6 protein-coding genes are annotated in these 18074 nt (G+C 69.4%); 1 reads left to right on the top strand and 5 read right to left on the bottom strand.

All coding sequences use genetic code 11. The features are described 5' to 3' along the window. Window positions 1-43: 43 nt before the first annotated feature. Window positions 44-2335, bottom strand: coding sequence for a hypothetical protein (locus tag ACFY1S_RS17725; protein WP_387118878.1), 2292 nt, complete (start codon window positions 2333-2335; stop codon window positions 44-46). An 804-nt stretch (window positions 2336-3139) separates the two neighbouring features. Continuing rightward, window positions 3140-13042 carry a LamG-like jellyroll fold domain-containing protein gene (locus ACFY1S_RS17720; RefSeq protein WP_387118875.1) on the bottom strand — a complete coding sequence of 3301 codons (9903 nt, stop codon included), beginning with the start codon at window positions 13040-13042 and terminating at the stop codon, window positions 3140-3142. 735 nt (window positions 13043-13777) lie between these two features. Between ACFY1S_RS17720 and ACFY1S_RS17715 the strand changes: the two genes are divergently transcribed. After that, window positions 13778-15709 (top strand): tachylectin-related carbohydrate-binding protein, encoded by a 1932-nt coding sequence (locus ACFY1S_RS17715; RefSeq protein WP_387118872.1) that lies wholly within the window; start codon window positions 13778-13780, stop codon window positions 15707-15709. Between the two features lie 45 nt (window positions 15710-15754). On the opposite strand, the gene ACFY1S_RS17710 is transcribed toward ACFY1S_RS17715, so the two are convergent. The 3 genes from ACFY1S_RS17710 to ACFY1S_RS17700 are packed head-to-tail and all read right to left on the bottom strand — an operon-like array spanning window position 15755 to window position 18042. Continuing rightward, window positions 15755-16264 (bottom strand): 2'-5' RNA ligase family protein, encoded by a 510-nt coding sequence (locus tag ACFY1S_RS17710; protein ID WP_387118869.1) that lies wholly within the window; start codon window positions 16262-16264, stop codon window positions 15755-15757. Window positions 16265-16285: 21 nt separating this feature from the next. Next, window positions 16286-16891: a DNA-binding response regulator gene (locus ACFY1S_RS17705; RefSeq protein WP_387118866.1), complete on the bottom strand. Its 606-nt coding sequence runs from the start codon at window positions 16889-16891 to the stop codon at window positions 16286-16288. Continuing rightward, on the bottom strand, window positions 16888-18042 hold the full coding sequence (locus ACFY1S_RS17700; protein WP_387118863.1) for a sensor histidine kinase: 1155 nt from the start codon (window positions 18040-18042) through the stop codon (window positions 16888-16890). The genes ACFY1S_RS17705 and ACFY1S_RS17700 overlap by 4 nt, the downstream gene beginning before the upstream one ends. Window positions 18043-18074 lie beyond the last annotated feature (32 nt).

Raw genomic sequence — 18074 nt, 5'->3', positions numbered from 1 at the left:
CCGTCGCGTGGACGGAGGCCCCCGGGGCCGTCGGTGCCGAGGATCAGGCCGGCGGGGCCGGCCAGAGGTGCGCCGTGAAGCTGACCGCCGACGGCTTCACCCTCGCCGTCGTCATCCCCGCCGGGGCGGCGAACCGGCGGTCGAGCGCGATGGTGGTGTTGTTCCGGTTGCGGTACACCACCACGAACCCGGGTCCGCCGGAGTTCTGGATCGGCGCGATCGTGGGATCGGTAGCGGCGGTGGCGGCGGTCGGGTCGCCCGGGTTCTCGTACAGCCGCAGCCACTCACCCCAGGTGCCGGAGCTCTGCTCGGTCTCGTACACCCGGTACATCTCGTTGTCGGGGCCTCGGGCGACGACGGCGATACGGCCCAGCGCCGGGTCGAGGATCGCCGCCGGGGACCCGGCCGCGGTGAACGTGCCGACCGTCTGCCAGGTGGCCGGCCACCCGCCGCCCAGGTCCTGCTTCTTCATGACCACCGAACCGTCGGCCGCGCGCGCCACCACGGCGGTGCGGTAACCCTGGTTGAGGAAGGCCGCCGGCACCCCTGTCACGTTGCCGCCCAGGTCGGTCCAACCGGTGAGGCTGCCGTCGGTGGAGTAGACCGCGGTCTTGATGGTGCCGGTGGCGGTGGTCGCGACCAGCCGGACACCGGTGTCGATCTTGACCACGGTGACGCCGCCGATCAGGTCGACGTCACCCAGGCTCTTCCACGACGCGCCCGTCGCGGACTGGCGGTAGTGCCACAGGCGACCGTCCACGTCCACACCGAAGATCACGCTGGTGCCGTCGGCGAGGGTGACCGCGGCGGGCCGTCCCACCATGGTGCCGCCGAGGTTCCCGGTCGTCGCCCAGGTCGCCGCGTTCGCCGCCGTCTGGGCAGCGGTCCGCACCGTGCCGTCGGTGTGCAGGGCGCTGACCTGCACCTGCTTGTTGCCGCTCTGCACGTTCAGCGCGGGCTGCCCGGTGAATGCCTCCGCGCCGAACTGGGGGATCTGCTGGACGCTGCTGAAGTCGTCGGGGTTCTGCTGGTGGATGACCCGCACCTGACCGGTGTTGTCGGTGTGCGCGTACACGATGACCCCGAGCGAACTGCCGTCGCTCGGCTCCCCCTGAAGTGCCGTCGAGCGGGAGAAGGATTCCGTCGGCAGGAACGGCACCGGGTCGGCGAACCAGCCCTGCAGGTCGACCACGATGTGCACGGTCCCGCTGCTGGTGTTCTTGATCCGGACCTTGCCCTCGGTGCCCAACTTGGTCACCACGAGGCTGGACCGGGCGACATGCGCGGCGGGGAAGTTGGCCGTCGACCAGGTGTTGGGGGTGCCGTCCAGCGGCGTGACGGTGAGGAACCCGGCCACCGTCGGGGCGACCGCGTGCACGTTGAGGACGGCGGCGGCGATGCCCCGCGTCGGCAGGCCGTTCGTGCCGCCGACGGCGACGTCGACGCTGCCGTTGGCGGGTACCGGCTGGGCGCCGCTCGGGAAACGGCTGTCGTACAAGGTGGTCGCGGCAACCGTACGCAGGCCGGCGCCGGTGGTCGCACTGCCGGTCCAGTAGCCCTGCACCGTGATCGCGACGTGCACAGCCGAGCCGCGGTTATCCAACGTCACACTGCCGTTGCTGCCGGGGTTCAGCTTGACGACCATCCCCATCGACGTGATGCCCTTGACATAGTCGATGCCGGTCTCCGCGACCGCGCTGGACCCGACGGTCATCCAGCCGTTCCCGGTCGAGCCGCTCACCACGACGTCGAGCATGACCGCCGTCGCCGTGCTCGGCACCAGCCCGCCGCCGGAAATGTTCGCCACACGCGTGCCACTGGTGGGCAGCGTGCCCGCGGTGATCCCCTGCCCGCTCCGGCTGTCGACGACCCGGGTGTGGTTCACCGGCACGAAGCCTGACCCGGTGCTGCCGGTCGCGGTGGTGAAGTAACCCACCACGTCCACCCGGATATGCACGTTGCCGCCCGCGTTGCGCACCGCGAGCTTGCCGTTCGTACCGGGCTTCACCACCGCCGAGTTGGTGATGACCTCACCGACGGAGGCGTTCATGGCCGACGCCTTCGGGTCCGTCAGGTCCGGGTAGATGGTCAGGAACGTGTTGGCGGTCGGGTTGATCGCCGTGACGTCCACCATCAACGCGCTGACCCCGGTGGCGGGGATGCCACCGATGCCGACGGCGGTGAAGGTGGTGACGGACTTGGCACCCCGAACACCGGTAGTGCCGCCGGTGCCGTCGCGGGTGTCCAGGAGGGCGATGCTGTCGATCGGTACGTAGTCACCACCGCGGCCGGCGGCGTCTGCACGTGCTGGTGAATCCGCCGTGGTCAACGACATCCCAGCCGACAGGGTAATCAAAAGGATTGCCACGAGGGCCCGAATGATATGCCGCTCAAATGCTCTCAACAACTTCCCCTCATCTTCCGTTCAGGTTCCCACACTTCGCCGATATGACGATAATTACCGGCCGGTATTGCAGCACGTTCCCAAACTGGCGACGGGCCTGACCTGCAAGGACGTCCGTCAACATTGAGCCCAACCGCCAGCGGAGAATTCAACAGCGTGAGACAAATTCGGCTGCCATCATTCTGGCGCAAGCACCAGCTGATTGGCAACGAGGGTTAATTCACCTCTAATGGCAGCCTCATAGGCCGCGCCGCCGACGCGAAACCTGCGCTCCTGGGTAGGGCCGGAAGTCAGGTTGCCGGAGACGCGCTTAAGGTCGGCTCTAGTCGCGGAAATCATGATCTCCCACAGCGCACGAACATACGCGGCCGTTTCCCTATGATCCGAGTCGTATGCGGCGGCCCAACGACCCACATGCAACTCCCCACCCTGGAGCCGGCAGCGCAGCCACTGCACGACGGGACCAACCACTGGACCATCAACACTTCCATTCGAACGCACAACGCCCACCAATTCGGGCATGATTCTCGAGTTCCATAGGCCAATCGCATGTGCGCACTCCGCAGGAGATTCGCGCAGCGGCGGGCGCAACGGGTCTTCCCATCGCCACTCGTCCACGAATCTAACTTCAGGCATTGTGCGACTAACTTCAGAGGCCACGCTCGCTTCATCGTCAGGCGTTAGGAAAAACGAGATCTGCTGCCTTCGTGCCGGCACATCAACTCCAAAGGGCAATCATCTGCGCTTGGGGTACGTAATCACCGGACCATTCCCCCAGCGAGCGATATCAAGGGCATTTTCGAGTTCGCGAATATCAGGAGCACCATTCCGATAGGTATCGACTGTTTGCACGTAGATCGGAGAGCCGCTTTCAACATGCACGAATGTGAGGTCAGGGAATCGAGCTTCACCGTTGGGGCCAAAAACCGCCTCCTCCGGACGGGAGCCACCTGCAGTGTGCTGCCAGCCTTGATTCGCGTCGAGAATTTCATCCCTTAGATCATCGAGCTGCGCCCTGGTGGAAGGCTTACCCTTTCTTCCAAACAAATTCTTCGGAATTCGCGGCGCACCACCAGCAGCGCAGGTGCACTTTGTTGAGTGCCCGGCGACCGCCCCACCGCAGTTGTGCGCAAGCACCGGCCTGTCGCCGGCCACCACATAGTACGTGTGGAGCGCATCGACGGTCAGGTTGTGGACCTGGCGATACTCCGTCCACTTCCGAGTAGCAATGACGGACGCTGGCCGATGATCCGCCGTCTCGAAGACGTAACCGCTCGCCAGATCTTTCGCCTCGACCCAACGCTTCTGGTCAGCCACCCAGAACGGGTGGCCGGCCGTAGCGGTCAGGTTCTCCGTCCGGTCACTCTTCGTGCCGTCAGTGTCGACGGTGATCTCGACGAGGTCCTTATTGCCTGCACCAAGGATGAGTGCGGTAACCGCGCGTTCCTCGGTACGCCCGGTCGTGGGGTCCGTTGCGAGCACCTTCTCGCCGACCTGCACCTGGTCGATTCGCTTGGAGGTGCCGTCCGCCATCAGCACCCGGGTCTCGCCGGTGAAGCTGTTCATGGTGGGGCACTTGCCGAGCAGGCCACGACCAATGCTGCGGGCCTCGCCCATGCCCGCGTTCAGCGCCTTGCTACCGGCCGAGCGAAGCCCTCCGCCGAGACCCCGGATGCCCGCACCCAGCGCCTGGCCGCCGATGGAGCCGAGTGCACCGCCGAGGGCACCGGTCAGACCACCCATCGCGGTCGCGCCGGCGAGGTCCCAGCCGCGCTTGCCGTCCATGTAGCCGGTGACCGCGGAGCCGACCGCGCCGGCGAGCGCCCCGCAAGCCACCGCTCCGACGCCGGTCCAGCCGATCGCCGCGCCGCAGCCCAGGCCGACGACGGCTCCGACGGCGAAGCCGGCGATCTCGGCGGCGTGGTCCTCGACGAATTGGGTCGCCTTGTCCCACATCTTCTCGGCGCCCTCGACGAGAGGCGCCAACCTCTGGGCGGCCGCCAACCAGAGGTTCTGTTTGAACTTCTGCGGGTCCTGGATGGCCATAGTGGTGACCGCGACGACGCTCGCGGCCATCTTGAATCCGGTGGAGACCACCTTGCCGAGCGCTAGAAGCGGCTTGGTGAGCGCCTGGATCACTGGCAGCTTGGTGAACTGGACGGCCTTCTTGATGGCGCCCTTCGCGGCGGCTGTCACCGCGACCTTGGCTCTGTGGATCTGTTGAGCGACAACCTTGGCCTGCTGTTTCGCCCAGTCGGCGGCGCGGGCCAATTGGTTGTAGCCACTGCGGAGCACGTTGCCGACAGTCTTGACCGCGCTCACGGCCTTGTCGGCCAGCCACCTAGCGCCGGTGGAGATGGCGCTACCGACGGCCTTGATGGCGGATTTGGTGTAGTTCCACGCCGTCGAGGCGAAACTCTTGGTGTAGTTCCACGCCGTCGACGCGTAGCTGCTCGCCGTGCTCACGACGTTGGAGACGGTATTGCTGACCACGCTCGCCGCGCGCTTCATCCAGCGCGGCCAGTGGCCGTCCGGGTCGTCGAAGTCCAGCGGGGCGCCGGCGCCGTACGTGTAGCGGTTGGCCAGGATCGAGTCGCCGGAGGTGTAGTTGACGCTGTCCCGCGAGGTGAACGTGCCGGTGCCGGGCTGGTACCAGCGGGCGCCCATGTCGACCTGCCCGGTGTCCGGGTCGGTCCAGTCCCCCTGGAAGCCCAGCCGGCCGGTGCTGCCGGTGCTGCTCACCTTCTTGCCGAACGGGTCGTACGCGGTGGAGTCGTTCAGGGTGGACAGTTGCGTGTCGGCGGGGTTGATGGCCGCCACCACGTCACCGTGCGCGTCGGTAAGCGACAGCCGCTTGTCGGCGCCGTGGGCGGTAGCGAGCAGCTCGTCGTTCGGGCCGCGGCCGTAGTACTCGACGCCGTCGTGCACGACCTCGTCGCCCAGGCCGGCGTAGACGAACGAGTTCCCCGTCCGCGAGGCGACCCGGTCCAGGCCGTCGTACGTGTAGGTCTGGTCCTGCGCCCCGGTGAGCCGGTCGAAGGCGTCGAAGGAGAACTGCTCGGCCAGGCCGGAGCTGGTCCGGGTACGCAGGGTGCCCCGCGGGGTGTACGCGTAGGTGTAGTCGCCGTCGGAGAGCAGCCGGTTGCGCTCGTCGAAGGTGGCCGTCTTGGATCCGGCCCGGACCCGGTTGCCGCTGGCGTCCCAGGCGTACGTGACGGTCCCCGCCGGACTGGTCCAGGAGATCAGCCGGCCGGCCTTGTCGTAGTCGTACGTGTTGGTGCCGGCACCGGCGGTGCCTGTGGTGTTCTTGCTGGTCAGGTGGCCGTTGAGGTCGAAGCCGTAGGTGACCGAGGCGACCGTCTGGCCGCCGGCGTTGCGCAGCACGTCGCTGGCGACCCGCCCGTAGTCGTCGTACCCGAAGGTGCGCACGCGGCCGGCGCCGTAGTCGACGGTCTTGACGTCGCCTGCGGCGTCGTAGTCCAGCTTCTGCTGCTGGCCGGTGATGCTGTCGGTGAGCGTGTCGAGGCGGCCCTTGACGTAGCCGAAGCTGGCCGTGCCGGTCAGGTCCGTGCGGCTGGTCACCTGGCCGTCGTCGTTGTAAGCGAAGCTCGCCGTGCCGGACGGGCCGGCGGTGGACAGCAGCCCACCCCTGTCGTTCCAGCTGTAGGTGTTGCTGCCATTGGGGGCGTTGACGCTTGTCAACCGGCCGTCCTGGTCGTAGTCAAGGGTCCGGGTCGCCGTCGGGGTGTCACCTCCGGAACCGGTCTCCACTGTCAGTCGACCGGCCGCGTCGTAGGTACGTGTGCGGCTCACCCCGCCGGGGGCGCTGAGCCGAACGGCGTTGCCGTCGGCGTCGTACGCGACGGTCCAGGTCCGGTCCGCGGCAGCCGGGTGGCTCGCCGTGGCCGGCTCGATCGCCGACTCCGGCAGACCAAGGGAGTTGTACGTGTAGATCGTGGAGTTGTTGCGACCGTCGGTGTAGCGGGTCCGGTTGCCGGCGGCGTCGTACCCGAACGTGGTGGTGATCGGGTCGCCGTCGGTCGGCTCGACCTGCTTGACGAGCTGGTCAGCCGCGTCGAACTCGTACGTGGTGACGGTGTTGTAGGGGTCCTTCGACGAGGTCATGTTGCCGGCCACGTCGTACCCGTAGGTCTGGGTGCGCAGGACCGTGCCGTCGGCCTTGAGGTTGAGGGTGGCGACCCGGTTGCCGAACTGGTCGTACCCGACGCGGGTGGTGCGCCCGAGGCCGTCGGAGACGCGGACCTGGCGGCCGGCGAAGTCGTACCCGAAGATCATGGCCTCGCCGGTCGGCGCGGTGCTGCGGGTGATGTCGCCGGCCCCGTTGAAGGTGTTGACGGTTGTCGCCCCGGACGGGGACACCGTCGAGGTCAGGTTGCCCGCGTCGTCGTAGGCGAGCTTGCTGACCAGGTTGCGGGTGGTCGGTCGCCGCTCGACGACGGTCTGGGTGACCTGCCGGTCGAGGTCGTCGTATGTCGACTCGACGCGGGCGCCGGTCGGGCCGGTGACGGACAGGACCTCACCGGTACGGGTGTAGGTGTAGCGGGTCAGCGCCCGGTCGTCGTTGGTCTTCGACGGCTCGTCCCGCACCGTCAGGCGGTTGAGCTGGTCGTACGTGTAGCTGGTGGTGCCCGCCGGATCGGTCTCCTCGACCACGTTGCCCAGGGCGTCGTAACGGCGCTTGTGCTCCGGGGTGACCGGCTGGGTCACGCCCGGCGCCTGGTACGTCGGCGCGAGGCTGCGCACCACGCGGCCGAGCTTGTCGTACTCCGATGTGGAGACCCGCCCGAGCGGGTCCTTGACCGCGACCTGCTCACCGAAGGTGTTGTAGCCGACCGAGCTGGCCGGGTTGGTGGGCACGGCCGGGTTGCCGCCGCTCTCGGCGAGGACGGTGGGGCCGCTCTGCCCGATCTGGCGGCCGAGCTCGTCGTAGCGGAAGGTGCTGGTGAACGCGGCCTTGTCCGCTCCCGCGACGTTGCCACGCGGGTCGGTGACCGAGGTGCGCAGACCGCGCTGGTCGTACGTGTAGCTGGTCACCCTGGTCTCGCTGCCGGCGGTGATCTTCTCGGTTTTCACGTTGCCGGCGTCGTCGTAGGTGTAGTCGACGACCTCGGAGGTGGCCAGCACCTCCCAATTCAGGTTCGACGGGTTACCGGTCCGGACGGTCTGGGTGACATTGCCGTTGAGGTCGTAGGTGAAGCTGTTCGTCCGACGCACCCCGGTCGGGTCCAGCACCGTGCTCTTCACCTTGCCGGTCTTGTCCGGCGTGTGGTCGGTGACCTGGGTGCCGTTGGCGGCGACCTTGCGGGTCACGTTGCCCGCGCCGTCGTAGGTGTTCTCCTCCACGACGTAGTCGCGCTTGCTGCCGTCGGGGTTGCGGAAGTCCTTCAGGGTGATCTTTTTCAGCAGGTCGTCGCGGTAGTACTCGTACTCCAGTCGCCGGCCCATGGCGTCGGTGTCGCTGGCCAACCGTCCGGCGAAGTCGTACGAGTAGGAGTGCAGGACGAGGTAGTCGCCCGTACCGGTGCCGGGGGTACCCGCCGGGTCGCTGCGCCAGTCGCGTAGCCGCACCTCGGCCACCTTGTTCTGCGCGGTGTACGCCCAGTCGTAGCGGTTGCCGTTGGCGTCGGTCATCGTCGTCTTGTTGCCGAACCGGTCGTACCCGTAGCTGGTCTCGTTGCCCTCGGGGTCGACCACGCGGACCGGCCGGCCCTCGTCGTCGTACTCGGTGCTGGTGACCCGCTCGGGGTCACCACCGAGCAGGTCGGAGACGGTGACCTTGGTGGGGTTGCCGTCGGCGTCATACTCGTTGACGGTGCGGCTCTGGTGCTGCTTGCCGGTGACGGCGTCGGTGGTGACCGGGCCGGTGACGGTTGCCACCCGCGAGTGCCCGTCGTAGGTGATCGTGGTGGTGACACCCGCGGGGTAGGTGTCGGAGATGACCTTCTCGGTGATCCGCCGGCCGAGCGCGTCGTACGTGTACTCCGTCACGAGCCCGGACGGCTCGGTCACCCTGGCCAGGTCACCGTTGCCGTAGTACGTGTACCTGGTGACCTTGGAGCGCGCGTCGGTGCTGCTGTCCAGCAGCCCGGACGGGGGGATGCCGTTGACCCCGGGTCCCGCGCCGGTGGTGTAGGTGTGGCTGACCGTGCTGCCGTCCGGGTTGAACTGGCTGAGCAGCTGACCGGTGCGGTGGTACGAGAACGTGGTCCGGTAGGTGTTGTCGGTCGGGCCGCTGGAGCGGCCGTCGCGCTGCTCGACGGCCAGATCGACCCGGGGGTCGAACTGGTCCGTGATGGTGGTCGAGTAGGTGTAGTAGTTCGTGAAGCACTGGGTGGGCGTACGGCAGCTCTTGCGGGTGGCGAGACGACCCTTGCTGTCGTACGTCATCTCGACCGTGTCACCGTTCTCGTTGGTGACCTTGCTCTGCTGGCCGTCCTCGTTGTAGGAGAACGAGCGGATGGCCATGCCGTCCAACGGGTGCCGCACGAAGATCGGCCCGCCGGCGTCGCCGGGGATCACTGTGCAGAAGGCGGGATCGTTCGGGTCGGGCTGCGTGCAGACCTCCGTCGGCGGTGGCGTCGGTGTCGGACTGGTTTGCCCGGGCCGGTCCTCCTCCCGGATCTCCAAGCCGAGCGGGGTGCCGGAGCGCAGCAGACGACCGGCGAGCGCGTCGTACTCGTACAGGTAGGGGCGGTTGGCCGGGTCGAGGACCTGGACGCTGCGCCGCAGGTCGGTGTCACCGCCGTAGACGGTGGGCTGGCCCACCTTCCAGGTGCCGCCGTTGTCGTCGATGTACTCCTTGACCCGGTCGGTGGCCGTGTCGTACTCGACCTCCGTGGCGACCCGGCCGCTGGGCAGGGTGACCTTGGTCAGCTGCTGGGCGGCAGGCTTGGCGTACTGGAAGTGGGCCTTGGCGGCGTCCGGGCCGATCGGGTGGGAGTAGACGGCTACCTCGTCGATCGTGCCGGCGAAGTAGCGCTGGGCGGTGGTGCCCCAGCCCGGCCAGGACGTGGGCGTGGTCGCCGAGGCGAGGCCGACCTGGTTGAAGGTCAGCAGCGAGTGTTCGATCGGCTGCCCGGTCAGGTCACCGACCTTGACCCCGTCGAGGTACATGGTCTGGGTGTTGGCCATCGCGGACAGCACCACGTGGTGCCACTTGTTGTCGTTGACCGTGATGCCCGACGTGATCGGCGCGATCGTGCCGGCGGCGAACTGGCCGCGCAGCTTGCCGTCGGTCCCGGTGTAGAGCACTGGTACGCCGCTGGTGGCGGCGGTGCCGACGGCCTTGTCCTGGTAGCCGATGAGCGGGCCGCCGGTCTGGGTCAGGCCGATCTTGAACCACAGCTCGACGGAGACGTCGCGGCTCTTCTTGATCAGGCCCTTGGGCAGTTCCAGGTAAGCCGAGGTGCCGTTGAAGCCGGCGGCCGTGCCGTTGGTGCCCTCGAGCACGCCGGGCTGGCCCAGCGTGACGTTGTTGCGGTAGGTGCCGGCGTCCTTGCCCAGGTTGATAGCCACGTCGCTGGCCGCGCCGGTGCCCTCGGCCTCGCCGAGGTGGTAGTACGAGTCGGGCTTGGCGTCGAGAACGGCGGTGCGGTAGTGCGAACCGGCCGCGTAGGTGTAGTTGGTGCAGGCGGACTCCGGGCCGCAGACCTTCGTCAGCAGGTCACCGTTGTAGGTGTAGTTCCAGGTCAGCTTCGCGCCGTTGACCGGGTCGGTGCTGACCGTGGCGATGTGGTTGCCGTTCCAGGTGAAGGTCAGCGACCTGCCGGCGGTGTTGGTCTGGCTGTTGGAGACCTGGGCGCGGGCGAGCTTTCCGGTCATCGGGTCGAGGGTCAGGTTGACCGAGTGCCCCGAGTTGTCGGTGATCTTCTGGAGCTTGTTGAGCAGGGAGAACTGGTAGGTGCTGCCGGTGCGGTCGACCAGCTTCCAGTTGCTGCTGTCCACTGTCAGCTTCGCGACCCGGCCCGGCGGCGGGGCGTACGTGCCGTCCGGGTTCTTGCCGAACCGCACCTCCTGACCGTCCGGGTAGCGGACCACCACGTTGCCGGTGCCGTCGTTGTCGGGTACCAGCGTCATGTCGTACCTGCTGGACCAGCCGGCGCCGAAGACCCCGGACGTGCGGGGGTCGAGGCTGTTGTAGGTGCGGACCAGGTTCAACTCCGGTCCGACGGTCACCACCGTGGCGTCCACCGCCGAGGTGGCGAAGTTGCCGGTCTGAGCGTCGAACTCGCGGCCCTGTTCGGCGCCGGGTGACGTGGCGATCCGGGACAGCAGGTCCGGTTGCGGCACCGAGCTGAGCATCGTCGAGTACGGGGAGATGACCTCGTTGGCGCTGTCCTTGACGTAGGAGCGCCACAGGTAGCTCTTGCCCCAGAACATCCGACCCGCGGGCACCACCCAGGACTGTTTGGCCTGGTACCCGGAGTTGGTGCAGTTGGTCGCCGCCCCGGCGTCGGTGCGGTCACAGATCTCGAACTTGAACGACAGGGTCGCGCCGGGTGCGGCGTCGGTGTCCACGGCCCGGGCCCAGAGCAGCGGGGTGAGCGTCGGCGCCTGATAGCCGTTGTCCGGGTAGAGCTCCTGCACCACAGGCGGAACGTCGAAGACCTGCAGCACGATCCGCCCGGGTGGCACCTGATGGTCGGTGAAGACCGCGCCGCCGGTACGCACCATCGTGAAGTCGAGGAAGTAGTTGCCGGGCTCCAGCCGCTTGATTGTCGCGTCGAGCGTGACCTTCGCACCACGGGCCAGGGTGGCGGGGAGGTTCGCGGCACGCTGCTGGGTCACCGCGGCGCCAGTCTGGGCGTTGTAGACCCGGTAGGCGAGGTAGTAGTTGGCAGGCGTCCACGCCTCGGCACCACGGTTGGTGACTGTCACCTTCACCTTGCCGTCCTGGTTACGCAGGACGGGCGGCTCGGGTGTGGGCTTCGGGATCGCGTACCCGGCGTTGTACGGGCTGTGCGTGATGTAGAGCGCCGGCGGGTTGGCGGTGCCGGTGCCGGCGAACTTCTTCCAGGCGGTGGTGTCGGTGGTCGACGCGCGCAGCGAGAGACCGTTGTTGGCCTGCTCGCCGTTGACCCAGCGCTGCACGAGGTTGCGGCCGGCAGCGCCCAGGTCGAACATCTCCCCCGCCGCCGGGCACGCCGACTGCGACTGGCCGAGGCCGACGTACCCGTGCGCGAACGAGCGGCTGACCAGCGCGCCACCCACCGACGGACCCGGGTAGGAGTAGCCGGTGCCGGCCGACCACGACTCGGTGACCGGGTGGACGGTGACCGCACGCGCCTTGCAGGAAGCCGCGTCGAAGTTGACAGCGGAGAGCGCCGCGCCGTGGATGGTGTGGTTCTGGAGCCGGCTGACGAGGTTGCCGAACTTGAGATACGCCGCCGCGTTGGAGCCACCGGAGCGGCCGACCAGCAGCTCGCTTCCACCCGAGGCGGAGCTGCTCCCGTGCACGTACATGCTGCTGTCGGCGTTGACCGCGTCCACCGGTGGGCCGACGGTGGGGTCGACCTCGACCGGGTAGCGCCGGGCCGGGTCGGTCAGCCAGGCCCGATCGGGAGTGACCTTCAGCGCCGTCTGCCCACTCGTGGTGACCAGCTCGTACGCCACCTTCGTGGAGGTGGCGGGACCGGCCGCGCCCGAGCCGGCGTCCACCATGTAACCCGGTGGAATGACCCCACGCTGACGCCCGTCCCGGTCACTGAGGACGACCTGACCGTCGACCAGCTTCGCGGTGAGGTTGCGCAGGTTCAGCGGGAACACGTACGAGGTGGGTGCCTTGGCCGAGTGCAGAACCAGGGTCTCCTTCACGCCGCCAGCGCGGGGCTCCAGGCGCAGGTCGACGTCGGGGCGTACGCCGGGGAAGGTGACGGCGTTGCCGTCCACCCGGCCCGGCGCGTTGACCGCCTCGGCCAGGCCGAAGCCGAACTCGGTGTCGCCGTCGAAGCTCAACCGGGCCACCTGGCTCGCGGCGCCGTTCGAGGCGATGCGCAGGCCTACCGAGTCGGCGGTGGTCCCCCACCCGTCGGCGGCCGGCACCAGGGCGTGGTCGATGGGCGCCCAGGTGCCGTCGGGCTTGCGGTAGTTGACCGGGGCGGAGGAGAACTCGGTGGTCTGGGTGCCGTCGGCGTTGTCGTAGACGCGCTGGTTGGCGTCACGCTCGGCGGGTCGTTCCCGGCTGGTCCGCCTGTCGAAGCCCTGGGTGTCATCGACGGGCGCGGTGGCAACCGAGGCCTTGTTGCGCCCGGGGGCGGGCTTGTCGGCCAGCTTGTGCAACGGGTACTGCCCGCGCTGCGACTTCGGCACGTCCCGGTTGGGTCTGCCGGGCGTCACGTGTGACCGACCGGCCGCCGAACCCCACGCCTGGTTCGGCTTGTCGCCGCCGCCACGCTGCCCGGTGGAGGCCGCGCCGTCGCGGTCGCGCGCACCACCGCCGGCCGGCAGCGCGGTCACTCCGCTGCCGCCCAGGTTGAGCATCAGCACGCCGGCCAGGGCGGCCGCCAGGACGGACCGGGTGGCGCCGGAGCCGAACACCGTACGTCGTCGGGGCAGCCGACCACGCAGATCGGTCAGCCGGCCGCGCGGGTCGGGCAGACGCCGAATGCTGAAGGACATGGTCACCCCTGAATCGAGGACGGGCTGAACAGCGGAGAGGAGACACGCGAGTGCCGCGCGGCCTGTGCGGGTCGCACGAATCCGTGTGCTTGTCGCCGGCGCCATTTCCAGGCGCGCGGCGGTGCGCCGTCGACCCGTCGGTCGACGGGGACGTCAGGAGATGAGAAGAGGCGACTCGGGTGGGCCGAAATCACGTCGGAACGGATCGGCTGGCAGACTCGATATGGCCCCGTCACGGCAGAATGCCGCCAGGTGAGCGGTCACAGCTTCACACCCCCGTGTGCTGCTACTCGTCGATACGCCGCTGTAGGTTGCAGCACCTCCAATCCGCTGTCAAGCCGCGATCCCCGCGAATGTCGTCATCTGCGGTTCGACCAGGGTCGATTACTTTCCGTCAACATCATGGGGATTTTGATGGCTTAGGTCCGTTTGCTACTTGGTCGAAGGGAATCCGCAGTCCACCGTGGACCGGGGGTCGCTCCGCGCTTGGCAGGTGACCTGAGGTCGTGCATGATGAGCCCGGCCGACGGGAAAGACGGGCTCCGCGTGCGGTTGGCACCTTTGGATGTCGCCCAGGAGCCCCGCTTTCACAGGTCGATAGACGTCGGTTCCTAATTCTCGGGGGAGGATGACATTAAAGTGTCCCGATTGGCCAAGGAATCAGTAGCGTCGGCGCCTTTTCGGCGTCGTACTCTCGCATTCGCCGGCGCACTTCTCATAGGCGGTGCCGGTCTTGTGGCGCCGCTGCCGGCGTCTCCCGCACAGGCGGCGACTGACGCTTTCAGCTGCACCGGATCGGCGGCGTTCTTCAACTCGACCACGGGCGGCACGCTCGCCCGTCGCCAGTACAGCACCCCGGGCCGGGACGGCGGCGTCTTCACCGCCGCCAGCACCGTCGGGCCCGCCGGCTGGCAGACGTTCGGTCGACTGCTGGGCGGACCCGACGGGCGGGTCTACGGCATCAACTCGACCGGACTGAACCGTTACCGGTGGACGGGCACCGCCTGGGAAACCGTCGACGGCAAGCAGAGCTGGATTATCAGTACGAGCTTCACGAACTACGCGACGGCCTCATTCCGCGACAAGATCACTGTGGACCAGATCGGCGACTTCTACGCCGTTGACGCCCTCGGCAAACTCCGTTGGTACCGGTTCGACGAGTCGACGCGGACGTGGACCATCGACGCGCGTGTCATCGACACCGGATGGGACCGGTACAACCTGATCGTGGCCGGCGCCCCCGGCACCCTCTACGCCCGAGCGGCCGACGGCAAGCTCTACCGGCACCGGTTCGATCCGGCGAGCCAGCGGTGGATCAGCCGTGACCGTCAGGTCGGTTCGAGCGGCTGGCAGGCCTTCACCAAGGGGCTCTTCTCCGCCGGCGGCGACACCCTCTTCGGCATCCAGACCGACGGCGACCTGTTCCAGTACCGCTACCGCGAGGACAACATGTCCTGGGCGCTGACCGCCGACCAGATCGGCAACGGCTGGGCCGGCTTCCCGAACGTCTTCACCACCACCAACACCTGCCGTCAGGGGGCGATCACCGGTCCCGCGCTGCCGGCCACCCCGGTGCAGCAGAACGCCCCCCTGGCGATCACCCAGGCCCCGGCCGCCGGCACCGCGCTGGGCACCCTGGAGATCGCGTACAGCGACAACATCGGCCAGCTGCGGCACGGACGCGCCAACCCGGACGCGTTGGCCTCGATCCAGTGGTCCGCGGTGCCCGGCACGGACGCGTACACGGGCAAGCCGTCCCTGGTCTCGGACGCCCAGAACCGGGTCACCATCGTCGCCCACGAGACCACAAGCAACGTGGGTTCGTTGACCCAGAAGACCCCTGCCATGCCGGAGTGGAATCCGTGGCTCGCCCTCGGCGGGGCGATGCGCTCGGAGCCGACCGCCGTCCGACTCTCCGACGACACCCGCGCGGTCTTCGCCCTGGACGCCGGGGGCGGCCTGTGGCACCGCCGGCAGGACGGCACCGCCGGAGACCTTCTTCCCTGGACGCCCCTCGGTGGCACCGGGTTGACCGGCACGCCTGTCGTCATGCCGGGCGTGGAGGGTACGGCCACGGTCCTGCTGGCCGACGCGGCGGGCACGCTCCAGGCCGCCACGTACAAGGCGGGCGCGCTCACCTCCGCCTGGGCCGGGCTGGGTGACGCGGGCTTCGTGGACACGCCGAGTGTGATCACCCTGCCCGGCCGCCGCCTCATGGTGGTCGCCCGGCACGCCGACGGAACGATCCGGAGCCAGTTGCAGGACACCGACGGCACCTGGCCCGGCACCTGGAGCGCTGTCGGCGACACCGGCATCACCCCGGTCGGCTCCCCGACCGCGGTGTTGAGTCCGAACACCGGCCGCGTCTCGGTGTTCACCCGGACCACAGGCGACACCATCCACCACTCGCGACAGACCGCCGCCGGCTCCGCCACCTGGGGCAACTGGGCTTCGGCGACGGTGCCGGACGAGGCCTACCCGACGGATCCGACGGCGTTCGTCTACCAGAACTCCGGCGGCACCCGACTCGGGTTCGTGAGCCGGACCGCCAACGGTTCCGTCCGGCTCTACGACATGGACGAGTCGGCCGCGTCGAGCACCACCCGCAGCGCCACGGCGGGGGACGTCTCCTTCACCAGGCGGGAGATCCCACAGCCTCGCGACTGACACAGGTTCGCCGGCCGTCGGGGGGTTACACCCCGGCGGCCGCACCTATCCGAGCGGGGTCACCGTCCGGTCCGTACCGTCGTAGCTGCGCGCGGCGGCGAACGCGCCCGTCGGGCGCTGCCCACCCGCGACCGCACGGGCCATCCGCAGGTCCGCGTCGCGGAACCGCAGGGCCAGGCTCAGGTGTGGCACCCACGCCCCCGGGGCGTGCCACGGACGCTGCCCCTCGGCGTCGGCGAGAACGTCCCAGACGGCGGCGTGCAGCGCGGTCAGCGCCGGCGTCGGCCGCACCAGCCAGACCAGCGGTGCGCTTCCGTCGAGGACGACGACCCGCTCCAGCGTGACGGGCACCGGCAGCGCGGCGTCGAACAGCCCGGCCAGGCGGTGCTCGGCGCCTGGCGGAAACCCGTCCACGGCGGCGAGGGTCAGGTGCGGCCGGTTGGTCGGGTGGGTGTTGCGGGCCAGGCTGGGCAGCCCGGCGGCCGCCAGCCGAGCCCAGACCGCCCGGACCGCGGCGTCCAACCCGGGCGAGCAGACCAGTTCCACCGTACGCACGCGCCCACGTTAGCCCGGTGGTCAGAGCCAGCCGTTGTCCTGGGCGGTGCGCACCGCCTCGGCCCGGTCGGCCGCGCCGAGCTTCTGCACGGCGGCGGAGAGGTGGTTGCGGACGGTGCCGGTGGACAGGTGCACCCGGCGGGCGATCACCGCCACCGGGGCGCCGAACTCGGCCAGCCGCAACGTCTCCAACTCCCGGGGCGTCAACGGGCAGTCGGGCAGGGTCAGCGCGTCGGCGGCCAGCGACGGGTCGACGTACCGGCCTCCGGCGTGCACCCGCCGGATCACGTCGGCCAGCGCGCCGCCCGGCGAGCCCTTGGGCACGAAACCGCGCGCGCCTGCGGTCAGGGCTTGACGCAGGTGACCCGGACGGCCGTGCCCGGTGAGCACGACCACCGCGCACTCGGGACGGACGCGGGTGAGTTCGGCGGCCACCGCGATGCCGTCCAGGCCGGGCATCTCCAGATCCACCACTGCCACGTCCGGGCGGTGGGCGAGCGTCGCGGTGACCGCCGAGGGCCCGTCGGCGGCCTGGGCCACCACGTCGAGGTCCGGCTCCAGGCCGAGCAGGGCGGCGACCGCGACCCGGATCAGGTCCTCGTCGTCGGCGAGCAGGACGCGGATCACGACGACACCGGCACGGTGACCTCAAGGGTGAACACCGCGTCCTGGCGGTGCACCCGCAGCTCTCCCCCGACCGCGGCGAGCCGGTCGGCGAGGCCGCGCAGGCCGTGGCTGTGTTCGTCCGGACCCCGGTCGTCGGCGCCGTCGTTGACGACAGTCATGGTGGCCACCTTCTCCTCCCGGTCGACGCGGATCCGGCACCAGTCGGCCCGGCTGTGCCGCAACACGTTGGTGCCCGCCTCGCGGAGCACCGCAGCCAGTTCGCTGGCCGCCGGCTGCGGCACCTCCGCTGGTGGTGGCTGCACCGTGCAGCGCACCCCGCAGGACCGCAGCACCTCGGCCACGGCTGCCAACTGCTCGCCGAGGTCGACCGCGCGATAGCCGTGCACGGTCTCACGGACCTCGGCCAGCGCGGCGGCGGCGAGGCGCTGCACCTCGGCGGCCTCCCGGCCGGACCGCTCGGCGTCCACAGGCGCCAGCCGGGCGGCCAGTTCGGCCTTCAACGCGATGACTGTGAGGTGGTGCCCCAGCACGTCGTGCACGTCGCGGGCGAACCGCAGCCGCTCCTCCGCCGCGGCCAGTTGAGCCTGGGCGGCCTGACCCTGCCGGGCCTCCACGAGCAGCCCCCAGAACCAGACCTGCAGCCAGTTGACGGCTGCCACGGCGACCCCAACCCCGCCGGTCACGACCAGGTAGCGGACGACCGAACCGCCGGTCCACCAGGCCACGCCCGCCGACACGAGCAGGGTGCCGGCGGTCACCGCCGCCGCGCCGGGGAGGCCGAACAGCAGCGGAGCCATCCCGACCAGGGCGGCGCCTATCCACGCCCAGGTCGGCCAGGCGCCGGCCGCCACCGGGGCGGCCAACGGCACGGTCAGCGCCGCCACGGCGGCCAGAGCGAGCTGGGCGCGGCGTCGCCACCGCTGGGCGAGCCACGGCGTGACGGCCGCGTACAGCACGGCGGTCTGGGCTGCCGCGAAGGCGCAGATGCCTACCGCGCCGAACGCGACGCGGGACGTGTCCGGCTCCCGGGTCAGTCCCACGGCGGGCAGCAGCACAGTCGCCCACACACCGGTGGCCAGCGACAGCAGCGTCGCCTGCCGGGCCCGGTGCATCCGGCGGTCCGCCCGGGGAATCACCGCCTCGCTCGCCACGCGTCGATCCTAGGGCCGCCGGGCGCACGGTC

The organism is Micromonospora sp. NPDC000663 (assembly GCF_042898105.1).
GTDB lineage: Bacteria > Actinomycetota > Actinomycetes > Mycobacteriales > Micromonosporaceae > Micromonospora.
The sequence above is the reverse complement of the archived record's forward strand: the minus strand, read 5'-3'. Positions and strand labels throughout refer to the sequence as shown.

What these genes read in the sequence shown, in the direction of transcription:
- ACFY1S_RS17725 (WP_387118878.1), bottom strand. Translation starts at nt 2,335, where the DNA reads ATGTCGTTGACCACGGCGGATTCACCAGCACGTGCAGACGCCGCCGGC.
- ACFY1S_RS17720 (WP_387118875.1), bottom strand. Translation starts at nt 13,042, where the DNA reads ATGTCCTTCAGCATTCGGCGTCTGCCCGACCCGCGCGGCCGGCTGACC.